This is a genomic window from Sulfitobacter sp. HI0027 (genome assembly GCF_001634775.1).
GTDB lineage: Bacteria > Pseudomonadota > Alphaproteobacteria > Rhodobacterales > Rhodobacteraceae > Sulfitobacter.
In genome coordinates, this window is the sequence record NZ_LWER01000115.1 from 20,898 (window position 1) to 43,178 (window position 22,281).

At 62.6% G+C, this 22,281-nt stretch carries 21 protein-coding genes and 1 tRNA gene; 9 read left to right on the top strand and 13 right to left on the bottom strand.

All coding sequences use genetic code 11. The annotated features are described in order from the left end of the window. Positions 1-11: 11 nt before the first annotated feature. Positions 12-1,265, bottom strand: a complete 1,254-nt coding sequence (locus tag A3722_RS06135) for a sarcosine oxidase subunit beta family protein (RefSeq protein ID WP_067626643.1) — start codon at positions 1,263-1,265, stop codon at positions 12-14. Positions 1,266-1,415: 150 nt separating this feature from the next. Continuing rightward, a complete protein-coding gene (locus A3722_RS06140; RefSeq protein WP_067626629.1) occupies positions 1,416-2,846 on the bottom strand; it encodes a Glu/Leu/Phe/Val family dehydrogenase in 1,431 nt (476 codons plus the stop codon). 357 nt (positions 2,847-3,203) lie between these two features. On the opposite strand from A3722_RS06140, the gene A3722_RS06145 reads away from it, so the two are divergent. The 3 genes from A3722_RS06145 to A3722_RS06155 are packed head-to-tail and all read left to right on the top strand — an operon-like array spanning position 3,204 to position 5,718. Further along, complete coding sequence (locus A3722_RS06145) at positions 3,204-4,634, top strand: Tad domain-containing protein (RefSeq protein ID WP_082849373.1); 1,431 nt, start codon at positions 3,204-3,206, stop codon at positions 4,632-4,634. Beyond that, a complete protein-coding gene (locus A3722_RS06150) occupies positions 4,631-5,170 on the top strand; it encodes a TadE/TadG family type IV pilus assembly protein (protein WP_067626633.1) in 540 nt (179 codons plus the stop codon). Before A3722_RS06145 ends, A3722_RS06150 begins: the two co-directional genes overlap by 4 nt. After that, a complete protein-coding gene (locus A3722_RS06155; RefSeq protein WP_067626635.1) occupies positions 5,170-5,718 on the top strand; it encodes a TadE/TadG family type IV pilus assembly protein in 549 nt (182 codons plus the stop codon). The genes A3722_RS06150 and A3722_RS06155 overlap by 1 nt, the downstream gene beginning before the upstream one ends. Here A3722_RS06155 and A3722_RS06160 read toward each other — a convergent pair. The 5 genes from A3722_RS06160 to A3722_RS06180 all read right to left on the bottom strand — a co-directional run bounded on the left by A3722_RS06160 (position 5,715) and on the right by A3722_RS06180 (position 8,494). Further along, positions 5,715-6,221, bottom strand: coding sequence for a hypothetical protein (locus A3722_RS06160; RefSeq protein ID WP_236627354.1), 507 nt, complete (start codon positions 6,219-6,221; stop codon positions 5,715-5,717). The genes A3722_RS06155 and A3722_RS06160 overlap by 4 nt on opposite strands. 125 nt (positions 6,222-6,346) lie before the next feature. Next, positions 6,347-6,865 (bottom strand): periplasmic heavy metal sensor, encoded by a 519-nt coding sequence (locus tag A3722_RS06165; protein WP_082849370.1) that lies wholly within the window; start codon positions 6,863-6,865, stop codon positions 6,347-6,349. A 1-nt stretch (position 6,866) separates the two neighbouring features. Further along, a complete protein-coding gene (locus A3722_RS06170) occupies positions 6,867-7,256 on the bottom strand; it encodes a hypothetical protein (protein WP_067626639.1) in 390 nt (129 codons plus the stop codon). Beyond that, the gene (locus A3722_RS06175; RefSeq protein WP_067626641.1) at positions 7,249-7,845 is read right to left on the bottom strand and encodes an RNA polymerase sigma factor; all 597 of its coding nucleotides are present in this window, start codon (positions 7,843-7,845) and stop codon (positions 7,249-7,251) included. Before A3722_RS06175 ends, A3722_RS06170 begins: the two co-directional genes overlap by 8 nt. Before the next feature lie 46 nt (positions 7,846-7,891). Next, entirely contained in the window at positions 7,892-8,494 is a 603-nt protein-coding gene (locus A3722_RS06180; protein ID WP_067627607.1) for a calcium sensor EFh, read from the bottom strand. 217 nt (positions 8,495-8,711) lie between these two features. Between A3722_RS06180 and A3722_RS06185 the strand changes: the two genes are divergently transcribed. Together A3722_RS06185 and A3722_RS06190 are read left to right on the top strand one after the other, a co-directional pair. Next, positions 8,712-9,128 carry a DUF983 domain-containing protein gene (locus A3722_RS06185; RefSeq protein WP_067627605.1) on the top strand — a complete coding sequence of 139 codons (417 nt, stop codon included), beginning with the start codon at positions 8,712-8,714 and terminating at the stop codon, positions 9,126-9,128. A gap of 42 nt (positions 9,129-9,170) precedes the next feature. Continuing rightward, complete coding sequence (locus tag A3722_RS06190; RefSeq protein WP_067627603.1) at positions 9,171-9,866, top strand: NUDIX hydrolase; 696 nt, start codon at positions 9,171-9,173, stop codon at positions 9,864-9,866. Here the strand turns inward: A3722_RS06190 and A3722_RS06195 are convergent. From A3722_RS06195 to A3722_RS06205, 3 genes are read right to left on the bottom strand one after another with little or no spacing between them, the layout of a single operon-like run. Then, positions 9,863-10,783, bottom strand: a complete 921-nt coding sequence (locus tag A3722_RS06195; RefSeq protein WP_067915998.1) for a DMT family transporter — start codon at positions 10,781-10,783, stop codon at positions 9,863-9,865. The two genes, A3722_RS06190 and A3722_RS06195, sit on opposite strands and share 4 nt — an antisense overlap. 47 nt (positions 10,784-10,830) lie before the next feature. Next, positions 10,831-11,379: a lipocalin family protein gene (locus tag A3722_RS06200; protein WP_067916000.1), complete on the bottom strand. Its 549-nt coding sequence runs from the start codon at positions 11,377-11,379 to the stop codon at positions 10,831-10,833. After that, positions 11,379-12,422, bottom strand: coding sequence for an aldo/keto reductase (locus A3722_RS06205; RefSeq protein WP_067916002.1), 1,044 nt, complete (start codon positions 12,420-12,422; stop codon positions 11,379-11,381). Before A3722_RS06205 ends, A3722_RS06200 begins: the two co-directional genes overlap by 1 nt. A gap of 154 nt (positions 12,423-12,576) precedes the next feature. On the opposite strand from A3722_RS06205, the gene A3722_RS06210 reads away from it, so the two are divergent. Further along, positions 12,577-13,800, top strand: coding sequence for an MFS transporter (locus A3722_RS06210; protein ID WP_067622598.1), 1,224 nt, complete (start codon positions 12,577-12,579; stop codon positions 13,798-13,800). Positions 13,801-13,871: 71 nt separating this feature from the next. Then, positions 13,872-15,584: a methionine--tRNA ligase gene (gene metG, locus A3722_RS06215; protein ID WP_067622600.1), complete on the top strand. Its 1,713-nt coding sequence runs from the start codon at positions 13,872-13,874 to the stop codon at positions 15,582-15,584. Positions 15,585-15,654: 70 nt separating this feature from the next. Here the strand turns inward: metG and A3722_RS06220 are convergent, their stop codons facing one another. Beyond that, entirely contained in the window at positions 15,655-16,224 is a 570-nt protein-coding gene (locus A3722_RS06220) for a PAS domain-containing protein (RefSeq protein WP_067622603.1), read from the bottom strand. A 352-nt stretch (positions 16,225-16,576) separates the two neighbouring features. Between A3722_RS06220 and A3722_RS06225 the strand changes: the two genes are divergently transcribed. Next, on the top strand, positions 16,577-18,118 hold the full coding sequence (locus A3722_RS06225) for an MHYT domain-containing protein (protein ID WP_067622606.1): 1,542 nt from the start codon (positions 16,577-16,579) through the stop codon (positions 18,116-18,118). 13 nt (positions 18,119-18,131) lie between these two features. Here A3722_RS06225 and A3722_RS06230 read toward each other — a convergent pair. Further along, a tRNA-Leu gene (locus tag A3722_RS06230) sits at positions 18,132-18,218 on the bottom strand. A 62-nt stretch (positions 18,219-18,280) separates the two neighbouring features. Then, positions 18,281-18,757, bottom strand: coding sequence for an Lrp/AsnC family transcriptional regulator (locus A3722_RS06235; protein WP_067622609.1), 477 nt, complete (start codon positions 18,755-18,757; stop codon positions 18,281-18,283). Positions 18,758-18,864: 107 nt separating this feature from the next. On the opposite strand from A3722_RS06235, the gene putA reads away from it, so the two are divergent. Next, positions 18,865-22,281, top strand: a complete 3,417-nt coding sequence (putA, locus tag A3722_RS06240) for a bifunctional proline dehydrogenase/L-glutamate gamma-semialdehyde dehydrogenase PutA (protein ID WP_067916008.1) — start codon at positions 18,865-18,867, stop codon at positions 22,279-22,281.

Here is a 22,281-nt window from a genome sequence, read left to right on the forward strand (position 1 = left end):
GTCGCCCTCCCTCAATGCAAGTTGTGCTGAGACCCGGTGGCCTCTTCATCCATCAGACCTTCGCCCGAGCGGAAACGGTCGAACCTAAAGCCCGCCGCCGTCTCATGGTGCTGCCCCGTCGCCATCAGATGCGCCAGCGCAAAGCCCGAGGCCGGCACCGCTTTGAAGCCGCCGTAACACCAGCCGCAATCGATGAACAAACCTTGCGTATCAGTCTTGTCGATGATCGGGCTGCCATCGGGGGTCATGTCCATGATCCCACCCCAAGAACGCAGCACACGGGCCTTGCCGAGCATCGGCATCAGGGTCATCCCCGCCTCCATGACATGTTCCATCATTGGCAGATTGCCGCGCTGCGCGTAGGAGGCGTAGAAATCCAGATCGCCGCCAAAGACCAACCCGCCCTTGTCCGACTGGCTGATATAAAAATGCCCCATGCCAAAGCTGATCACATGGTCGATCACGGGCTTTAGCCCTTCGGAGACGAAGGCCTGCAATACATGGCTCTCAATCGGCAGGCGCATCCCGGCCATGGCAGCGACTTGGCCCGAGCGCCCCGCTGTCACAATCGCCACCTTCTTGGCCCGGATCGGCCCGCGCGTGGTCTCTACGCCGCGCACCTTGCCATTCTCGATGTCGATGCCGGTGACCTCGCATTGCTGGATCAGATCGACGCCGCGCTGGTCCGCGCCGCGCGCATAGCCCCATGCCACCGCATCATGCCGCGCGGTGCCGCCGCGCCGGTGCAGCAGCCCGCCGTGGATGGGAAAACGGCCATTGTCGTAATCCAGATAGGGCAGCAGTTTGCGCAGGCCGTCGCGGTCCAAGAGTTCCGCATCGTCGCCTTGGTTGATCATCGCGTTGCCCCGCCGGGCCGAAGCATCGCGCTGCGCGTCTGAGTGAAACAGGGTGATCACCCCGCGCTGGCTGAACATGACGTTGTAGTTCAATTCCTCCGCCAGCCCTTCCCAGAGCTTCAGCGAATGGCTGTAGAACTCGGAATTGCCCGGCAGAAAGTAGTTGCCGCGCACGATCGTCGTGTTGCGCCCCACGTTGCCCCCGCCGAGGTAGCCTTTCTCAAGTACCGCGATATTGGTCATCCCGTGGTTTTTGGCGAGGTAATAGGCCGTGCTCAGCCCATGGCCGCCGCCGCCGATGATCACCGCGTCATATTCCGCCTGCGGCTCTGGATCGCGCCATTGCGCTGTCCAACCGCGATTGCCGGTCAAACCTTCGCGCAACACCCGCAGTCCTGAAAATCGCATCATTCGCCTCCCCCGGTCTTGCCGCAGTCAAGCAACTTGGGGCGCAAGTATCAATGACCGAAAGCGCCCTCTGCCCCCATCGTGGGCCCGGTCAGCAAAAAGGGGCGCACTGCGCCCCTTTTTCGTTCACTTAAGGGGAGATACGCCCCCTCAAAGCCCTTTGGCGTGATAGCTCGCCGCGACCTTTTCGATCGAGACGAGATAGGCCGCCGTGCGCAGGTCATCGACATCTTCGCGGCTGTGCCAGACATGGGCCATCGCTTCATAGGCCGTGCGCATCGTGTCATCGAGACCGGAGCGGACCAGCTCCAACTCGCCCGCACCACGCAGGTACTTCTCTTTGAAGTTCGGGCTCAGCGTCCAACCCAGTTGCTTGTCCGCGCTTAACCGCTCAAGCTCATCCACCACCAGTTGGTGACGCGATTCCTCGGCGCGGCGCTGCATACGCCCAAAGCGGATGTGGCTCAGGTTCTTGACCCATTCGAAGTACGAGACCGTCACACCGCCCGCGTTGGCATACATGTCCGGCACGATGACCGTGCCCTTCTTGCGCAGCACCTCATCCGCCCCGGCGGTCACAGGGCCGTTGGCGGCCTCGATGATCAGCGGCGCTTGGATACGCTCGGCATTGCTGAGGTTGATGACACCTTCAAGCGCGGCAGGGATCAAGATATCGCATTCTGCTTCCAAAAACTTGGCGCCATCTTCCTCAAACTTCGCATCGGCGTAGCCTTTGATGCTGCCGTGCTTTTCGATCCACTTGTGCACGGCTTCGACGTTCAGCCCGTCTTCGCTGTGCAGCGCGCCATCGCGTTCGATGATCGCGGTAATCTTTGCGCCATCCTCTTCGCTCAGGAACTTGGCGGCGTGATAGCCCACATTGCCGAGACCCTGAATGATGACCCGCTTGCCCTCAAGCTTACCGCTCAGACCGGCTTTCTTCAGCCCCTCGGGATCACGGAAGAAGGCTTGCAACGCATATTGCACGCCCCGGCCCGTCGCCTCGGTCCGGCCTTGGATGCCGCCCGCGTTGATCGGCTTGCCGGTGACACAGGCGACACCGTTGATGTCGGTGGTGTTCATGCGTTTGTACTGATCCGCGATCCACGCCATCTCACGCTCGCCAGTGCCCATGTCGGGGGCGGGCACGTTCTGCGCGGGGTTGATCATGTCGCGCTTGATCAGCTCATAGGCAAAACGCCGGGTGATCAACTCTAGCTCATGCTCGTCGTAGTCGCGCGGATCAATGCAAAGCCCGCCCTTGGACCCGCCAAAGGGCGCTTCGACCAAGGCGCATTTATAGGTCATCAGCGCCGCCAGCGCTTCGACCTCGTTCTGGTTCACGGCCATGGAGTAGCGGATGCCGCCCTTTACGGGCTCCATATGTTCCGAATGCACCGAGCGGTAGCCGGTGAAAGTATGCATACGGCCCCGCAGGCGGACGCCGAAACGCACCGTGTAGGTGGCGTTACAAACGCGGATTTTCTCTTCAAGACCGGGTGGCAAATCCATCAGCGCGACCGCGCGGTTGAACATCAGGTCCACACTGTCGCGGAAACTCGGCTCATTGGCTGGATTCATCGGTCTCTCCTCTTCTTGTCTGGCCGCGTTACCTCTGTTGCGGGGCGCGACTCATCTGGCTGCCCTAGGGGCATGCTGCCGCACCGTAGGACGCCTCATGACGGGGTGCGACCTAATTCAGCGCGATTTGCAAAACTTTATCAACCGTGGGTAGGGCCGGAAAACACGCCCTCCCCGTTCGGTGGAAATCAGCCAGTGCTAGGTGGGCCATTTCCATGAAAACCTGCCCGGAACGCTGTCTATTGCCCCAGATGCGCCAAACTCTGGACACTTTCCCACAGCACAACAAGGGCAAGGCAAATGCCGCCCATTCCCTTTGGTGCCCGCAGGACGCCACAGGAAGAAAGGTTGATGACGATGCGCAAGACATCTCACAGTTCGGAACGTTCCCCGCGGCCCCTGCCCGCGCTGCTTCGGCGTTTCGCGCGGGAAGAAGACGGGTTGGTCACGCTTTTCGCCATTCTGATGATCCTTTTGATGATCCTTTTGGGCGGTGTCGGGGTGGACCTGATGCGCCATGAACGTGAACGCTCTCGGGTGCAGGCCGTGGCCGACCGCGCCGTACTGGCGGCAGCTGACCTTGATCAGACGCTCAGCCCCGAAGCTGTGGCCCGCGACTATTTCGACAAGGCAGGGCTGGCCGAATATGTCTCAAGCGTCACGGTCGAAGAAGGGCTAAACTACCGCCGCGTCACGGTCGATGCTTCCCATACCCTGAACACCATGTTCATGAGCAAATTCGGCCAAGACAGCCTGCAGGTGCCCGCCAAATCTCAGGCCGAGGAGAAGGTCAGCAAGGTCGAGATTTCCATGGTGCTCGATATCTCCGGCTCGATGCGGGAGAACGGCAAGATGGCCAACCTGCACGATGCTAGCGATGCCTTCATCGACACGGTGATCAAACCCGAGAACGCCGATCTGATCTCAATCTCGGTGGTGCCCTATACCGCGCAGGTGAACGTCGGGCAGGACATCATGAATGAACTGAACGTCACCCAACTGCACTCCTTTTCGCACTGCGTCGACTTTGACGACAGCGAATTTGATCTCACCGCCATCAGCCAGACCCGCAGCTATGAGCATATGCAGCACTTCGAGGCGGGATATAGCTGGAACGGCTATGACCGCGAGAACACCGGGCGCTATGACAACATCTACAATCCCGGCTGCCCGAAACAAAGCTATGAAGAGGTGGCCGCCTTTTCGCAGAACGCCGCCGCGCTGAAGGCCCGTATCTCAAATTTTCAGCCCCGCGCGAACACCGCCATCCATCTGGGGATGAAATGGGGCGTGGCCCTGCTTGACCCGTCCTTCCGGGCGATCAATCAGGCCATCGGCGGCGAGGCTGCATTTCAAGATCGCCCTGCGGCCTATGATGATATCGAGACGCTTAAGACAGTGATCCTGATGACCGACGGCGTGAACGTGACCACCCGCCGGATCAACCCGCAGGTCTATGCCAACATAGACCACTACCGCCACTGGAGCGATTACCCCTTTTATTGGTGGCTCAACCGCAATGTCCGCTCAAGCGAGCAATACCGCTGGTATTACACCAAATACACCGCCTCGCGGGCCGACGCCCTGCTGGACAACATATGCGACGCGGCAAAGGCCAAGGGCATCGTGATCTGGTCGATCGGCTTTGAGGTGACCGACCATGGCGCGTCGGTCATGAAAAACTGCGCCTCTTCCGACAGCCATTTCTTCCGCGTCGAAGGGGTCGAGATCGTCAGCGCCTTTGAGGCCATCGCCCGGCAAATCAACCAGTTGAGGCTGACGCAATGATACAACGCAGCATCAAAGCATGGCGCCGGTTTCGCGGCGATGAGGACGGATCGGCGATGCTGATAGAATTTGCCATCCTGTCGCCGCTGCTCTTTGGCTGTCTGCTTATGTCGGTCGAAATGAGCTTTTACGCCATCCGCCACATGCTCCTTGATCGGGGCTTGGACATGACGGTGCGCTATATCCGGCTGAACACCAACACGCCGATGACGCATCAGACCATTAAGGACAAAATCTGTGAATCGGCGATCTACTTGGAAGACTGCAGCGACACCCTGCGCCTTGAGATGATCCGAGTGGACCCGCGCAATTTTGCAAGTTTCGATCAGTCACCCGATTGCGTCGACACCTCCGAAGACCCCAAACCGGTGCGCGGCTGGACCCTCGGGGTGGAGCATCAGTTGATGCTGCTGCGCGCCTGCGCCCGGTTTAAACCCTTCTTTCCGACCACCGGCCTTGGCTATGCCCTTCAGAAAGACGGCGCGGGCCGTGTTTCCATGGTTTCCAGCGCGGCCTTTGTACAGGAGCCGAACTGATGCGTGCGCTCATCTCTCTGCTGGCCCGGTTCAAAGGGCGCGAAGACGGCTCGATCGCCGTTGAAACGGTGATCATGCTGCCGTTGATGTTCTGGGCCTATCTGGCCATGTATTCGACCTTTGACACCTTCCGCATGTATAACCTCAACCAGACGGCGGCCTATACCGTGGGCGATGCCATCTCGCGGGAGACGCAGGCGATTGACCCAGACTACCTGCAAGGAATGCAGCAACTTTTCGAATATCTCACCCGGGGCACAGGGCAAACCGACATGCGGGTCAGCTCGATTTGGTATGATGAGGCCAACAACCGCTACCATACGGATTGGTCGCAGGTGCGCGGCACCCCCACCCCTCTGACCAGCGATGACGTGCGCGATTGGCACGACAAGCTGCCGGTGATGCCCAACAACGAACGTGTCACCTTGGTCGAGACATGGCGCGATTTCGAGCCACTGTTCAAAACCGGGCTGGAGCGCCGCGATATCTATAACTTCGTCTTCACCCGTCCGCGCTACGCGCCGCGCACGGTCTGGTCGGACGGTTAAGCCGCGTCACGCTCGGCCAGTTTGGCGCGGATGATCTCGGCGATCAGCTTGGTCTCATTGGCCGGGGTCATGCCACCGACACCGATACGGCGGCCAAGGCTCCACCACAGGCCCAAGCGCCAGCCCCGCGCCACGCGGCGGTTGGTCTTGAGCAGGAAACCGTTCGAGGGTTTGACCGCAAAAGCCCCCTGATCGATGCGGGCGATCTCATCCATGCGGACGATCACCCGGCCATCGGCATCGCGCAGCGCCTCATTGGTGAGTTCCACGCCGCTGGCGGTTGAGCGGCGCATCAATTCGGCAATGCCGATGAAGCCCAGCCCCACCAGCGCCAGCGCGATCTGCCACCCCGGATCGGGCGAACGGGTGAGCGCGGAATAGATCAGCAACAGCCCCAGCCCCGCCAGCGACAAAAGCCCCACCCCGCGCCGCGCGGGAGAGGCTTTGGCCCTGGCCAGCACGGTTTCCGCGCCGCTGTGCATCATTTGGGGGGTATCGTTCATCGGCCGGGCTTTCTGAGGGGCAATGGGGCCGCACGCCTGCCGCCGCCTGCCGATTTCATTCGCCCTCGGCCTAGCCCGTCGCCCCGCAAAGGGCAAGACCGCGCGCCCGGGGGCGCCCTGCCCGATTAACGCTCAGCCTTGCTCTCGCGCTTGTCTTTTTTGCGGGCGTGCCCGGCTTGCAACCGCTCTTGCAGCTTGTCGGCATAGGCCTTGCGGGCGGCGGTATCCATCGCGCTGACCTCGGCCAGCCATGCGTTATGGGCCACGGTTAGAACACTGGCCGCCGCCTCTCCTTGCGCGGCGAGCACCGCCGCGGCCACATCCGCCTGAAACGGCTCTGCCCGCAGCGCGGCAAGCATCTCGTCATAAAGCGCGCGCCGTGCCGCCCGGTCGAGGTGATGCGCCTTGCCGCTGCTGCGCATCTTGCCGTGCAGATCGCGCCGCGCTTCGGGCGGCAAAGCTTGCACATAGGGCGAAGCATAGCTGCGCAGCCCCGGCAGATCGCCATCGCCGCGCGGCCCCGGCCCGCCATGACGCCACATCGCCCCGCCAAGCGCGCCGAGGATCATCACGTTCAGCGCCAGCGACAGACCAAGCGCCAAGCGCATCAGTCGCCTGCGCCGTGGTGTGGGAACCTGTGTCATCTCAACTTTCCTCCATGTCCCAGCCAAAACCACCCAGTTCGGTGCCTGTATCGGCTTCGCCCGTGTCCAATGTCTCGGCCGTCCATGTGCCAGAGACGAATTGCCCGGCGAGATCCGGCATGCCCTCGGGCGGGGCGACGCCGACCCAAATCCCAACCGCCGCGGCAGTGGCAAGACCGCTTAGCCCCGCCGCACCACCCAAAAGCTGCCAAAGTGCTTGGTGCCACGGCTGGCGCGCTGCTTTGGGCATATGCGCTTCGGCATCGGCCAGAACCCGCGCTTGCAGATCGGCAGAGACCTGTGGCGGATTGGCCCGGGCTGCGGCAAAGAAATTTTCCAGTGCGGCGTCACTCAATGCCCCATCACTTAATGCGTCGTCAAAGTCATTCATTTTCAAACCCCAATGCGTCCCGTTGCGCAGATAGCTGCGCGGCCAACGCCCGTTTGCCCCGTGCGGTCAGGCTCTCCACCGCTTCGACCCCAATGCCCAAGACTTCGGCAATTTCGGGGTTTGCCATACCGTCAATGTGGCGCAGCACCACCGCCTGACGCTGCCGGTCGGGCAGGCTGGCCAGCGCCTGTTGCAGCGCATCCACACGGGCGGCCTGCTGCATCTTCTGTGCGGCACCCGGCGTCGGATCGACCGGCTCGGCCACGTCATCAAGCCCTGCCGCCCCCGCGCCACGACGGCGCAGACGGTCAGTGCAAAGGTTGGCCACGACGCGATAAAGCCATGTGGTGACCTTGGCCTCACCTGCGCGCCACTTTGGCGCCTGACGCCACAGCCGCAGCATCGCTTCTTGGGCCACATCCTCTGCCTCGGCACGGTCGCCGAGCACCCGCAGCGCATGGCCGTGAATGCGCGGCACCAGCCGGGCCGTCAACAGCCGCGCCGCTGCCGCATCGCCGCTGGCGTAGCGCTGCAACAACTCGGCATCCGCATCGTGCTGCTCGTCGGACAAATCCTGCATCCCGTCCATCGCTAAGGCCCGGGCGCGCCATGATCAAGCGCGCCCGGCGCATCAATCAGTCGCGCTGCGGCTTGTCATGGTCCATCTTGTGGCCCTTGCCGTGCCGCTTGCCATGCATTTTCTTGGCCGCTTCGAACTCTTCGGCGCTGATGCTGCCGTTCTCGTCCTTGTCCAGACGCTCGAACATCTTAGCGGGGTCGTGGCGCTGCGTCATTTCTTCCATCGACAGCTTGCCGTCGTCATTGGCGTCCATACGCTCGATCATGCGCTCGCCACCTTTGTCACCGCGCTTGCCATCCTTTTTGCCGTCACGTTTGTCGCCGCGCTTGTCACCCATGGCTTCCAACTCAGAGGCGTCGAGGCTGCCGTTGCCGTCGGTGTCGAAGCGCTCCAGCATCTTGGCCGAACGCTCGGCCCGGCGCGCATCGCCTGCGGCTTTCAGTTCTTCGCCAGTCACGAAACCGTCGCCATCGGCGTCAACCTTGGCAAAACGCGCCTCGGCATGGGCCTGAAACTCTGCCTGTGTGATCTCGCCGTTGCCGTCAGCGTCAAGCTGCTGGAACCGGTCCTGCCCGCTTTGCTGCGCGGTGGCGGCGACGGCACCGATGGCCAACAATCCGCTGAGGGCTGCGATCTTCATGTTTGTACGAATGGTCATCTTGATACTCCTCGTTTTTTAAAGACCGTCTCACGCTTTTGCGCCGCGATCACAGGGTCAAACGGATGCCGCTGGAACTTCCGTCGCAGGTTTCCGAACTTTTTTCAGAAAAGCGCCACAGCCCCAGCCTGCGCGACATGGCGCCGCAACGGCAGCCTCGGGGCTTTTCATTTAATGCCTCAGGTTGCATCTACCCCTCAACCAAAGGATCGCTTCCATGTCACAGACACAGCAACTCTCTCCCGACACCGTAGAGACCCAAGACGGCGAAGAGCGGCCCCGCCTGCCCGCCATTCTGCGCGGTTGGCGCGGCAAATGCCCCTCTTGCGGGGGCGGGCAGTTGTTGCACGGCTATCTTAAGGTGAACGACGATTGTGCCGTCTGCCGCCAAGAGTTCCACCACCACCGCGCCGATGATGGCCCGGCCTATCTGACCATTCTGCTGGTCGGTCACCTGCTGGCACCGGGGCTGCACATCGCCTTTGTGGTCTGGCGGCCCGAGCCTTTGACCCTGTTCACCATTTTTGCGGTTGGCTGCACGGCGCTGTCCCTCTACCTTCTGCCCAGACTGAAGGGGGCCATGATCGGCTTTCAATGGGCCAAAAGGATGGGCGGCTTCGGCGGCACCACCTAGCGCGGCCCGCCCTTCGGCCCCTGACCGCCGGAGCATCGCCGCATGACCATCGACAAGACCAAAATCCGCAACGCCGCCACAGTGATCGTGCTGCGCGACCGCCATGTGACACCGCATATCCTGATGGGGCAACGTGGGGCCAAGGCGGCATTCATGCCCAATAAATTCGTTTTTCCCGGCGGTGCAGTCGATGCGACCGATGCGCAGGTGCCGCTGGCCGCGCCGGTGAACGCGCTCTGTCACGGCAGGCTTTGCGATGACGCCGAACCGTCCTTGGCCCATGCCATCGCCGTCGCCGCCATTCGTGAGTTGTGGGAAGAGACCGGTCTGGTGCTGGGCCGCAAGGGCGCGTGGGAGGGCGACGTGCCCGCCGATTGGCAGACCTTTGCCGCTACGGGGCACTTGCCCGACGCCTCTGCCCTGCAATTCGTGTTTCGCGCGCTGACGCCTCCGGGCCGTCCGCGCCGCTTTGATGCGCGGTTCTTTTTGGTCGACGCCGAAGACATCGCCAGCGATCCGGATGATTTCGATGCCGCCTGTGATGAGCTTTCGCATCTGCAATGGGTGCCGCTCAGCCGGGCGCGGTCGTTTGACATGCCCTTCATCACCGAGGTCGTGCTGGCCGAAGTCGCCGCCCGCGCACGCGATACCAATCCGCCCGCCTCGGTCCCGTTTTTCAAAAACAACGACGAAGAGAGCCTGTTCCTGCGTCTGCATGGCCGCCCGATGACGGGCTAAGTCGCCAGCACCAGCGCCAGGATCGACAGCGCCAGCACGGCCATCCCCGCCCATTCCCGGCGCGAGATCCTTTCGCGGAAAAACAGAGTTGAGGCGGCGATGCTCAGCATCAACTCCACCTGCCCCAAAGCCTTCACATAGGCCGCGTTTTGCAGGGTGAAGGCGATGAACCAGCACAGCGAGCCACCCATCGAGGTCAGCCCAATCCAGACCGCCACCCGCCGCGCCGCCCAAACCCGGCGCATCTGTCCCGGTTCGCGCAGCCGCAGCCAGACAGCCATGATCAGCGTCTGCATCAGCACCACCGCTGCCAGCGTCACGCCCGCACGCAGCAGCGGATCGTCAGAGACCACGGCCAGCGACGCGCCGCGATAGCAGACCGCCGAAATGGCGAACAAAAACCCCGAAGCAATCCCCAGCCCCGCCGCGCGGTTGCGCAGATCGGCCAACCGCAGCCCCTTGGCCTCGGCCCCGCCGGACAGAAGCAGCAGCCCCACCACGCCAAGCGCAATGGCGGAAAACCCCGCGCCCGAGACACCTTCGCCCAGCACGATCCAACCCATCAGCACGGTCTGGATCACTTCGGTCTTCTTAAAGGTGATGCCGACGGCAAAATTGCGTTGCTTGAACAGCAGCACCACACAGACCGTCGCCATGATCTGCGCCGTGCCGCCCATGGCTCCGTACAGCCAGAACCCCGGCCCTAGCGCCGGCAGCGCCTGCCCGCTAAGGCCCAGATAGAGCGGCAGCAGCAGCGCGATGAAGGGCGCGGAGTAGAGAAACCGCGAAAACGTCGCCCCGCCCGCCGACAGCGTATCGGTCGCCAAATGCTTTTGCAGCATGAATCGCCCGGTTTGAAACGTGGCGGCGGCAAGGGTGACGAGGACCCACAGATCGGGGGCGAAAATACTGTCCATAAAAGCCTATAGGCCGAAGCCGGGCAGCAGCGCCAGCGTCAGCGCGGTCAGCGCCTCATTTGCAAGGCGCTGAGGTCGTAGCCGTTGAAATCTAAAATCTCTTGCGCCGCGGTGATCCGGTCTTCGCCCCCTGTCGCCTGACGGTCAAGAATCCAGCCGTACCCCCCTTCGGGGCTGCCGATGACGGCGGTGCGGAACCCCTCATCGACCCAAAGCACCCAGAATGCGCGCTCGGCCCCACCCACGGCGGCGCGCATGGTATAGCGCGCCGGGCCCTCTTCGCTCAGCGCCCAAAGATCACGGCGGTCGGTGCAGACCCCAGCCGCATTACAGGATTGGCGGTGCTCGATCAGCGTTGGCCCCTGCGGCGCAAAGGTCACTGCGCGCAGATTGGCATCATTGGGAAAGGCCGCCCGGACCTGCCAATCGCCGCCAAACTGCGCCGCGTCATAGCGGCTGGTGGCCCCGATCAGCGCCTCGGCATTGCGAAAACCGGTCTGCACGGGGGGCGGTTCGCTGCGGTTGCAGGCCACCAGAGCGCCGAGCAGCATAAGCACAGCGACACGGTGCGCCCCATAGGATGCGAAACGGCCCATCAATAGGGCATCGGATGGGATTTATGCGCCGCATCAAGGTCGGCCATCACCTCATCGCTCAGCGTCACGTCGGCCCCGCCAAGCGCCACATCAAGCTGCTTGAGGCTCGTCGCGCCAAAGATCACCGAGCCCATGAAGGGCCGCGTCGCGCACCATGCCAGCGCCATCTGCACCGGGTCGAGCCCATGTTTCTGCGCCACGTCAAGGTAGGCGGCAACCGCCTCAAAGGCGCGGGGTGTGACGCGACCGCCCAAATCTTCGTTCAGAGAGAGGCGTGATCCGGCGGGCACTTCGCCACCCTGATATTTCCCGGTCAGCAACCCTGCGGCGAGGGGTGAGAAAGACAGCATGTCGATCTGTTCGTTCACACATGTTTCCGACACATCGGTATCGGCCAAACGGCACATCAGCGAATATTCGTTCTGCACCGAGATCGGGCGCGGCCCGCCCGAACGCTCGGCCACGGCAGCCCATTGCGTCAGCCCCCAAGCGCTTTCGTTGCTCAAACCAAAGGCGCGGATCGTGCCGCGCTCGACCTCGCGCTGGAGCGCGCCGAGGGCGTCTTCCATATGAGCAATGGTCTCGGCCCGGTTCTGACCGGACGGGTCAAAGGTCCAATTCTTGCGGAACATATAGCTGCCCCGGTTCGGCCAGTGAAATTGGTAAAGGTCGATGTAATCCGTCTGCAACCGCTTCAGCGACCCTTCGATGGCACCGGGGATCGTGTCGGATGAAATCGGAGCACCATTGCGGGCGTGTTGCATCCCCTCGCCGGAATGTTTGCTGGCCAAGACCACATCATCGCGGCGGTTGTCGCGGGCAAACCACTGGCCGATGATCTCTTCCGTCCGGCCAATCGTCTCGGCGCTGATCGGGTTCACGGGATACATCTCGGCCGTGTCGATGAAGTTGATCCCGGCGTCGAGCGCGCGGTCGATCTGCGCGTGGCCCTCTTCGGCGGTGTTCTGGGTGCCCCATGTCATGGAGCCCAGACAGAAATGCGAGACCTCGATATCGCTTGAGCCGAGCTTGTTCATCTTCATCTTGTGGTCCTCGCTTGTGATTTGCCCGCAACCTAGCCGCCTGCCCGGCCTTCGCAAGGGCAATTGCCAAGCGCCAATCCCACGGTCCCGGCAAAAATGCGGACCCGGCGCATTCGCGCTTCCGTTCGGGCAGCAATGGACGCAATGTGCCCTCATGCGCCTGCTCATTTCCTTCGCCGCCCTCTTTTTCTCGGTCATCCTTTTGCAACTCTCCACCGGGGGTGTGGGGCCGCTCGACGTGCTTTCAGGCCTACAGCTTGATTTCTCGCGGCAGGAAATCGGTATGCTCGGCTCGGCGCATTTTCTGGGGTTTTTCATCGGCTGCTGGTGGGCACCGCGTTTGATGGGCAGCGTCGGCCACAGCCGGGCCTTTGCCGCCTTCACCGCCGCCGGGTCGATCGGGTTGATGGCGCATATGATGGTAGTGGACCCCTACGCATGGGGGCTGATGCGGGTGGCTTCAGGCATGTGCGTGGCGGGCTGCTATACGGTGATCGAGGCGTGGATGCAGGCCAAGGTCACCAATGAGACGCGCGGGCGCACCATGGGGGTTTACCGGGTGGTCGACATGAGCGGTTCGCTCGCCGCACAACTGATCGTCGGCGTGCTCGCCCCGGCGTCATATGTCTCGTATAATCTGCTCGCCATAGGCTGCTGTGCCGCACTGTTGCCCCTGACGCTGACCAAAGTCCGCCCACCCGAGACGCCCAACCAACCAAGGCTGCGCCCGCGCCTCGCCTTTGACCGCTCGCCCTTGGCGGCGGCGGGTGTTGTGGTGGCGGCGGTCTCAAGCGCGTCGTTCCGGATGGTCGGGCCGATCTACGGGCAAGAGGTGGGGCTTAGCGCCACACAGATCGCATGGTTCCTCGCCGCCTTCGTGCTGGGCGGCGCGCTGGCGCAATATCCGATGGGGATGCTGGCCGATAAATACGACCGCCGCTGGGTTTTGATCTGGCTGTCGGTCGCTGCGATGGGCGGCTGTGCTGTCACGGTGATGGGCGCGGGATATGGCACGGCGGGGATCATGCTTTCGGCAGGGCTCTTCGGGGCCACGACATTCCCGATCTATTCCGTCTCTGCCGCCCACGCCCATGACTTCGCAAGCTCTGACGAGCGTGTCGAACTGTCTGCCGCCTTGATGTTCTTTTTCGCAGTGGGCGCCATCGGCGCGCCCTACCTAGCCTCTGTGCTGATCGAAGGCTTCGGTGCATCGGCGTTGTTCGCGATGATCGCAGCGGCGCATGGGGTTTTGGTGGTCTTTGGCCTTGCCCGGATGCGCGCCCGCCCCACACGGACCGACCGCACGCCCTACGTCTATGCCCCGCGCACCACCTTCCTCATCGGACGGCTCTTGGGCCGCACCCGAGACCGCGACTAGCCAATCCCGTCTTTTGCTGGCAACAGCGCAGCCCTTGCGATAAGGCTGCGCCAAGCACCGGGAATATTGATATGACACGCCACCTCATCACCTCCGCCATCCCCTATATCAACGGGATCAAACATCTGGGTAACCTTGTGGGCAGCCAACTGCCTGCGGACCTCTATGCGCGCTACCAGCGTGGCCGGGGGCAGGAGGTTCTGTTCCTCTGCGCCACCGACGAACACGGCACCCCTGCCGAACTTGCCGCCGCCAAAGCGGGCAAGCCGGTCGAGGAATATTGCGCCGAGATGTATGCCGTGCAGGCCCGCATCGCCGAAGGCTTTGGCCTGTCGTTCGACCACTTTGGCCGTTCTTCCAGCCCGCAAAACCGCAAGCTGACACAGCATTTCGCGGGCGCGCTGGCGGATCAAGGGCTGATCGAGGAAGTCTCGCAGCGCCAGATTTATTCCCCCACCGATGGCCGCTTCTTGCCCGACCGCTATGTCGAAGGCACCTGCCCCAACTGCGGGTTTGAGGACGCGCGCGGCGATCAATGTGACAACTGCACCAAGCAGCTCGACCCCGAAGACCTGATAAACCCGCGCTCCACCATTTCAGGCGCGACCGATCTGGAGATGCGCGAGACCAAGCATCTGTTCCTGCGCCAGAGCAAGCTGAAGGATGAGCTGGACGACTGGATCAATTCCAAGACCGATTGGCCCGTGCTGACCACCTCCATCGCCAAGAAATGGCTTCATGACGGCGATGGTCTGCAAGACCGTGGCATCACCCGCGACCTGAGCTGGGGCGTTCCGGTGAAGCGCGGCGATCAGGATTGGCCGGGCATGGAGGGCAAGGTTTTCTACGTCTGGTTCGACGCGCCGATCGAATATATCGCCTGCGCGCAAGAATGGGTCGATGAGGGCAAAGGGTCGGACTGGGAAAGCTGGTGGCGCACCGACAAGGGCGCCGACGACGTGCGCTATACCCAGTTCATGGGCAAGGACAACGTGCCCTTCCACACGCTCAGCTTTCCGGCCACGATCAAGGGCTCGGGCGAGCCGTGGAAGTTGGTGGATTACATTAAATCCTTCAACTACTTGAATTACGACGGCGGCCAGTTCTCCACCTCGCGCGGGCGCGGGGTCTTCATGGATCAGGCGTTGGAGATCCTGCCCGCGGATTATTGGCGCTGGTGGCTGCTCAGCCACGCGCCCGAGACTTCGGATGCCGAATTTACATGGGAAAACTTCCAAGCCTCGGTGAACAAAGATTTGGCAGACGTGCTGGGCAACTTCGTCAGCCGCATCACCAAATTCTGCCGCTCCAAATTCGGCGAAGCCGTGCCGGAGGCCGGGGAATACGGTGCGGCGGAGCACGCCTTGATCGAAGACATCACCGCCCGCGTCGCGCGTTACGAGACGCTGATGGAGGCGATGGAAGTCCGCAAATCCGCCGCCGAACTGCGCGGTATCTGGGCGGCAGGCAACGAATACCTGCAGGCCCAAGCGCCCTGGACCACCTTCAAGACGGACCCCGACAAAGCGGCGGCGCAGGTGCGGCTGGCGCTGAACCTGATCCCGCTCTATGCGGTGCTATCGGCCCCATTCATCCCTGCGGCTTCGGCCTCGATGCTCGAGGCGATGAAGGTCGAAGACATGCCTTGGCCCGATGATGTGCCAGCGGCCTTGGGCAAACTCGCCCCCGGTCATGGCTTTGACGTGCCCGAGGTGCTTTTTGCCAAGATCAGCGATGAGGACCGCGAAAGCTGGGCCAAACGCTTCGCCGGCAAGCGGGATTGATAGAAACCGACAGATCAGCGGCGCCGCGTAAGTCGCCGCTGTTTCTTTATGCGCTGATGGGCATTCGCGGCTAGCTGCCCATGGCGCGCCGCGAAGCCCCCTTCCCCAACGCGCGCACCGGTCCCACATCGTTCGCCGCGGCTTCCACGCCCCGAAACCGGATGGTTTGAACCCGCCCATCAGGGCCGCACGCCGCGCTGAACTGTCCGTCGACGATCCGGGCTGTGTCCTCTCCCGGATGCATCTGAAAACGCCCCTGCGGACACTGCCCCCGCAGGACCTGCGTCCAAAGTTTGCGGATCTCAGCCCCATCGCAAATCCTTGGGCCAAAAAGATCGTAGATATGCTGCCCGTTCAGACAATCCCCCAGCCCGTAGGTCACGCCGCAGGCCGCCTCATTCGCGTGGCGGACGCGCCCGTCCGACGCGAAGTCCACTTCGATCTCAGCCATATCGACGTTGACGTTGGAAAGGATGCGCGCACCTTCAGCCCCCGTCAGCGCCGCGTGACAGAAAGTGGGGAAAAGCCCCCCGCAGCGCCGCGCCTTGGGCGCCGCCCCGCCTGTGACGCCATCTTGGTTGTGCCTAAACATGCGCCGCTCTGCCGCGAAAACGATGGAGATAAGCGGGAATTGCCCCAAGGTAAGCGGCCCCTCTGAACCAGCCGAGTCCTTGCGGAAAACCTGCCTGTTTTCGCACTGCCTTCCTCGTCCAAACGCACGACGCTGCCGCGCCCGCCCAGTCAGCTGCCCAACGCGGCGCCGCAGCCGAAAAACAAATTGACGCAAAGGGTTAGATGGTTTCACCCGCTCGTTTAAATCTACCATACCCCCGCCTTTTCCTCAGCCCGACGCAATACCGATCATAGCTGAGACTTAACGCCATGCCCTTAAGAGCGGGTTAAAACAGAAGCACAGTGTGAACTTGCGGGGGCCTTATTTTAGCCCTATTCGGCCAGCAATTAACTAAATCTTAGTATTTGATAGGATTAAGATGTTCCGGGTCGCCCACAGTATTCATCATGATCACGACCTCGGACTCGTGCTGCTGGCGGCGCTGCTTTGTATCTTTGGCAGCTGGGTGGTGTCGCGGCTTTATCAGCATGTGCTTGAGCAGCCGCGCGCACAGGCAATGATCTGGTGCTATTTGACCGCGATGACCGCCGGGGTCACGGTCTGGTGCACCCATTTCATCGCGATCCTTGCCTATCAGCTCGACGCGCCAGCAACCTTCCATTTCTCCCTGACTTTCCTGTCCCTGATTATCGCCATCGTTGGATCGATCTTGGGTGTCGTCATCGCGGGTCTGTTAAAATCGCGCCGCGCCACGGTTTTGGGGGGGACGATCTTCGGCTTGGCAATCTCGGCCATGCATTACACCGGCATGATCGCCTATCGTGTGCAGGGCACCATCCAATGGGACATGGGCTATCTGGCGGCCTCTGTGATCATTGCGGTAACCCTCGCTACCCTTGCGCTCTGGGCCGCCGGCCGTGGTGGAAAGGGCAGCGTGTTGTGGATGACGGGGCTCTTGGCCTTGGCCATTATCCTATTGCATTTCACCGGGATGGCCGCCTTTCAGGTGACGCCGCTCGCCGCGCAGCCTCTCTATGCCAATCCTGTCGAATACCGGCTCATCGCGCTGATCATCGCCGGAACCGCCGCCATCATCGCGCTGGCCGCGCTTTTCAGCTATGTGGTTGAAAACCGGACCCGCAACGAAAGCGTCGAGGAACTGCGTCAGGCCCGCGATGCCGCCGAAAGCGCCAGCCGCGCGAAATCGGAATTTATGAGCGTTCTCAGCCACGAATTGCGCACCCCGCTGACCATCGTCATCGGCTACGCCAGCTTCCTGTCGGAACTCAAGCGTCACAACCTTGCCAAGCTCGAACCGGAGGAGAAACCGGCATCAGAGCATTTCACCAAGATGGGCGATCAGGCGGAACTCTACGGTCAGCGCATCAAATTTGCGGGCGGGCAATTGCTGACCATTATCAACGACATCCTCGATTACACGAATATGGAGTTGAACGACCTCGCGCTGGACAAAACCCCCTTTGATACGCGCATGTTATTGGAGGAAGTGGTCGAGCAGCACCATGGGGCGGCGCATGACAAGACGGCCAGGCTGCATATCGACACCCCCCCGCTCACCGTTACCGCCGACCGCCGCCGCAGCCTGCAGCTGCTCGGCCATATCGTCGGCAATGCGCTGAAATTCTCCAAGGCGCGCGACATCCACCTACGCGCCCGCCCGCATGCAGGCGGGTTCGTTTTTGAGGTCGAAGACAACGGCGTCGGCATCGCCGCGCAGGACTTCGACCGCATCTTCGAAGCCTTCACCCAGATCGAAGACGCCGACGACCGCGCCGAAGGCGGCACAGGTCTGGGGCTGGCGATCTGCAAGAAACTGGCGCTTGCGCATGGCGGCGACATCACGGTCAAAAGCACCCTTGGCCAGGGTACGATCTTTAACGTCTTCATCCCCGGCGCCACGCAGATGGCGGAACCTGCGACGCTGGCCCAAGCAAGCTAAGTCTTTGAAACAATGGTGCGGGCGGTGGGACTCGAACCCACACGGGGCTACGCCCCAACAGATTTTAAGTCTGGTATGTCTACCATTCCATCACGCCCGCATCGGGGCGCACAATAAGCATCGCGTGGGCGGTGTAAATGGGGGAATGCCCCGGCCCACGGTTTATGCCGTATCGGCCAGCATGGTTTCTTTCACTGCCTCCATTGCCACATAGGTCGAGGTGCTGGCCACATGCGGCAGGGTAGAGATGACCTCCCCCAGAAAGCGCCGATATTCCGACATGTTCCGCGTGCGAATCTTGATCAGGTAGTCGAAATGGCTGGCGATCATATGCGCCTGTTCGATCTCTGGCACCTTGGCGACGGCGACGTTGAAGGCCCGCAGTGCCGCCTCGCGCGTGTCGTTCAACCGGACCTCGACAAAGGCCACATGGTCGAGCCCCAACCGGATCGGATCCAAAAGCGCGCGGTACCCGAGGATCACGCCGCTTTCCTCCAACCGGCGCAGGCGCGCTTGGGTGGGTGATTTCGATAGGCCGATGCGGCGGGCAAGGTCGGTGATGCTGATGCGGCCATCCTCGGCCAACACCGATAGAATCGCACTGTCGAACCGGTCCAGATCGAAAAGTTCATTCGCCATGTCATTGCCCCATAGTTCAGTCTGATCGACTGATGTATGGCCTACCTTCAGTCGAATATCCCGCCGATCATCGGGTATTCTGGGTCAAACATCAACTGGAGCTTGCCATGCCCCTCGATCACGCCCCCGCCCTTCGCCAAACCATCGACGCGCGCACCTATGCCGACCCGGATGCGCTGCTGACCGAGCTCAAGGCGCAGGCCGATCTCTCTGCCGAAGATCGCGCCCAGATCACCGCCGATGCAGCGGGCCTTGTTCGTGACATTCGCGGCACCTCGGCTCCCGGCATGATGGAAGTCTTCCTCGCCGAATACGGTCTCAGCACGGACGAAGGCGTGGCGCTGATGTGTTTGGCCGAGGCGCTGCTGCGGGTGCCAGACGCCGATACGATTGATGCGCTGATCGAAGACAAAATCGCCCCCTCCGATTGGGGCCGCCACATGGGCCATTCGACCTCCAGCCTCGTGAACGCCTCCACATGGGCGCTGATGCTGACGGGTCGTGTCCTAGATGACGACCAGCCCGGCCCGGTGCGCCACCTGCGCGCGGCGATCAAGCGTCTGGGTGAGCCGGTGATCCGTACCGCCGTCAGCCGCGCCATGCGCGAGATGGGCCGCCAGTTCGTTCTGGGCGAAGACATTCAGGCGGCGATGAAACGCGCCAGGGGAATGGAAAAAAAGGGCTTCACCTATAGCTATGACATGCTGGGCGAAGCGGCCCGGACCGAGGCGGATGCCAAGCGCTATCATCTAAGCTATTCGCGCGCGATCTCGGCCATTGCCGACGCATGCACCCATGACGATATCCGCAAAAACCCGGGCATTTCGGTCAAGCTCTCGGCCCTGCACCCGCGCTATGAATTGGCGCAGGAAAAGGCGGTGATGCGCGATCTGGTGCCGCGTCTGCGGGCGCTGGCGCTGCTGGCGAAATCTGCGGGCATGGGCCTTAACATCGACGCCGAAGAAGCCGACCGTCTGGCGCTGTCGCTCGAAGTCATCGACACCGTGATGGGCGAGCCAGCCTTGGCCGGATGGGACGGTTTCGGCGTCGTGGTACAGGCCTATGGCCCCCGCGCGGGCACGGTAATTGACACGCTCTACGACATGGCCACCCGCCATGATCGGCGCATCATGGTCCGTCTGGTGAAAGGCGCCTATTGGGACACCGAGATCAAGCGCGCGCAGGTCGAGGGCATCGACGGCTTCCCGGTTTTCACCCGCAAGGCCGCCACCGATGTGAGCTATATCGCCAACGCCCGCAAACTGCTGAACATGACCGACCGCATCTACCCGCAGTTTGCCACGCACAACGCCCATACCGTCGCCGCCGTGCTGCATATGGCCGACGACCCCGAGGCCTATGAGTTCCAACGCCTGCACGGCATGGGCGAGACCCTGCATGACATCGTGATGGAGAAACACGGCACCCGCTGCCGCATCTACGCCCCCGTGGGCGCGCACCGCGATCTGCTGGCCTATCTGGTGCGGCGTTTGCTTGAGAATGGCGCGAACTCCAGCTTCGTGAACCAGATCGTCGATGAGAACGTGCCGCCCGAAGTCGTGGCCGCCGATCCTTTCGACCAATTGCAGGACAACGCACCGACGATCCCGAAAGGCCCGGACGTTTTCCAGCCGCAGCGCGCCAATGCCAAGGGCTTCGATCTGGCCCATAGCCCGACCCTTGCAGCCATCGAAGAGGCTCGCGCCCCCTTTGCGGATGCCTCATGGACCGCCGCGCCGATCCTTGCAGGCGACGTCAACCCCGAGGCCGAAGAGACTGTCAGCAACCCGACCGGCGGCACTTCCCCCGGCACGGTGCAGCCTGCCTCCGAGGCCGATGTCGCCACGGCGCTGGACAACGCCGCCGCTTGGGATGCGCCACTCGACACCCGCCGCGCCAGCCTGCTCCGCGCAGCCGATATGCTTGAGGAACGCTACGGCGAGATCTTCGCCATCCTCGCCCGCGAAGCTGGCAAAGGTCTGCCCGACTGCGTGGCCGAGTTGCGCGAGGCGGTGGACTTCCTGCGCTACTACGCGGGCCAAGCGACCAACACGCCGCCTGCGGGCATCTTCACCTGCATCTCTCCGTGGAACTTCCCGCTGGCGATCTTCTGCGGGCAGGTCACAGCGGCGCTGGCGGCTGGCAATGCCGTGCTGGCCAAACCGGCTGAGCAAACGCCGCTGATCGCCAAACTCGCCGTCGAAGTGCTGCATGAGGCGGGCGTGCCACGCTCTGCCCTGCAACTCCTGCCCGGCGGCGGCAAGGTCGGCGCGGCGCTGACCGGCGATGCTCGCATCAACGGGGTGGCCTTCACCGGCTCCACTGCCACTGCCCTGCGCATCCGCGCCAATATGGCCGAACACTGCGCCCCCGGCACCCCATTGATTGCCGAGACCGGTGGCCTCAACGCGATGATCGTCGACAGCACCGCCCTGCCCGAGCAGGTCGTGCAGGCCATCGTCGAAAGCGCCTTCCAATCGGCCGGCCAACGCTGTTCCGCCGTGCGCTGCCTCTATGTGCAAGAGGACATCGCCGAAGACCTGATCCGCATGCTGACGGGGGCCATGCAGGCGCTCAACATGGGCGATCCGTGGCACCTGTCGACCGATGTCGGCCCGGTGATCGACGCGCAGGCCCGCAAGACAATCGTGGATCATATCGAAGCGGCCCGCGCCGAGGGGCGGCTGATCGCCGAGATGACGGCCCCCAAGGGTGGCACTTTCGTCGGCCCGGCGATCCTGCGGGTGGGCAGCATCAGCGAGATGAAACGCGAGATTTTCGGCCCCGTTCTGCATGTGGCGACCTTCAAAAGCCATGAACTCGACGCCGTAATCGACGCGATCAATGCCACCGGCTATGGGCTCACCTTTGGTCTGCACACCCGGATCGACGACCGGGTGCAGCATGTCTCGGAAAGGATCGAGGCGGGCAACATCTACGTTAACCGCAACCAAATCGGCGCCATCGTAGGCAGCCAACCCTTTGGCGGCGAGGGGCTTTCGGGCACCGGACCAAAGGCGGGCGGACCGAATTACCTGCCGCGTTTCTCGGCACCTGACCATCAGGACGCTGCTGGCACATGGGACAGCGCAGAGACCAAGCTCCCCGCCCTGCCCGCGCATCAGCCAACCGTGCTGGAAACCCAATCGATGCCCGGACCGACCGGCGAGAGCAACCGCCTCTCGACCTTGTCGCGTCCCGCGCTTTTGTGCATGGGACCGGGGGCAGAAACAGCGGCCGCGCAGGCCAAGGCCGTGCGGGCGCTCGGCGGTGTCGCGGTCACGGCCTCGGGCCAGATCAACCCCGATGCGCTGACCACCGGCCCAGCCTATGGCGGCGTGCTCTGGTGGGGTGATGACACCACCGCACGGCAGATCGATCAAGCGCTCGCGGCCCGCAACGGCGCAATCATCCCACTGCTGCGCGGCCTGCCCGACACCGCGCGTGTTAGGGCCGAGCGTCACGTCTGTGTTGACACCACTGCCTCTGGCGGCAATGCACAGCTCTTGGGTATGATGGCCTAA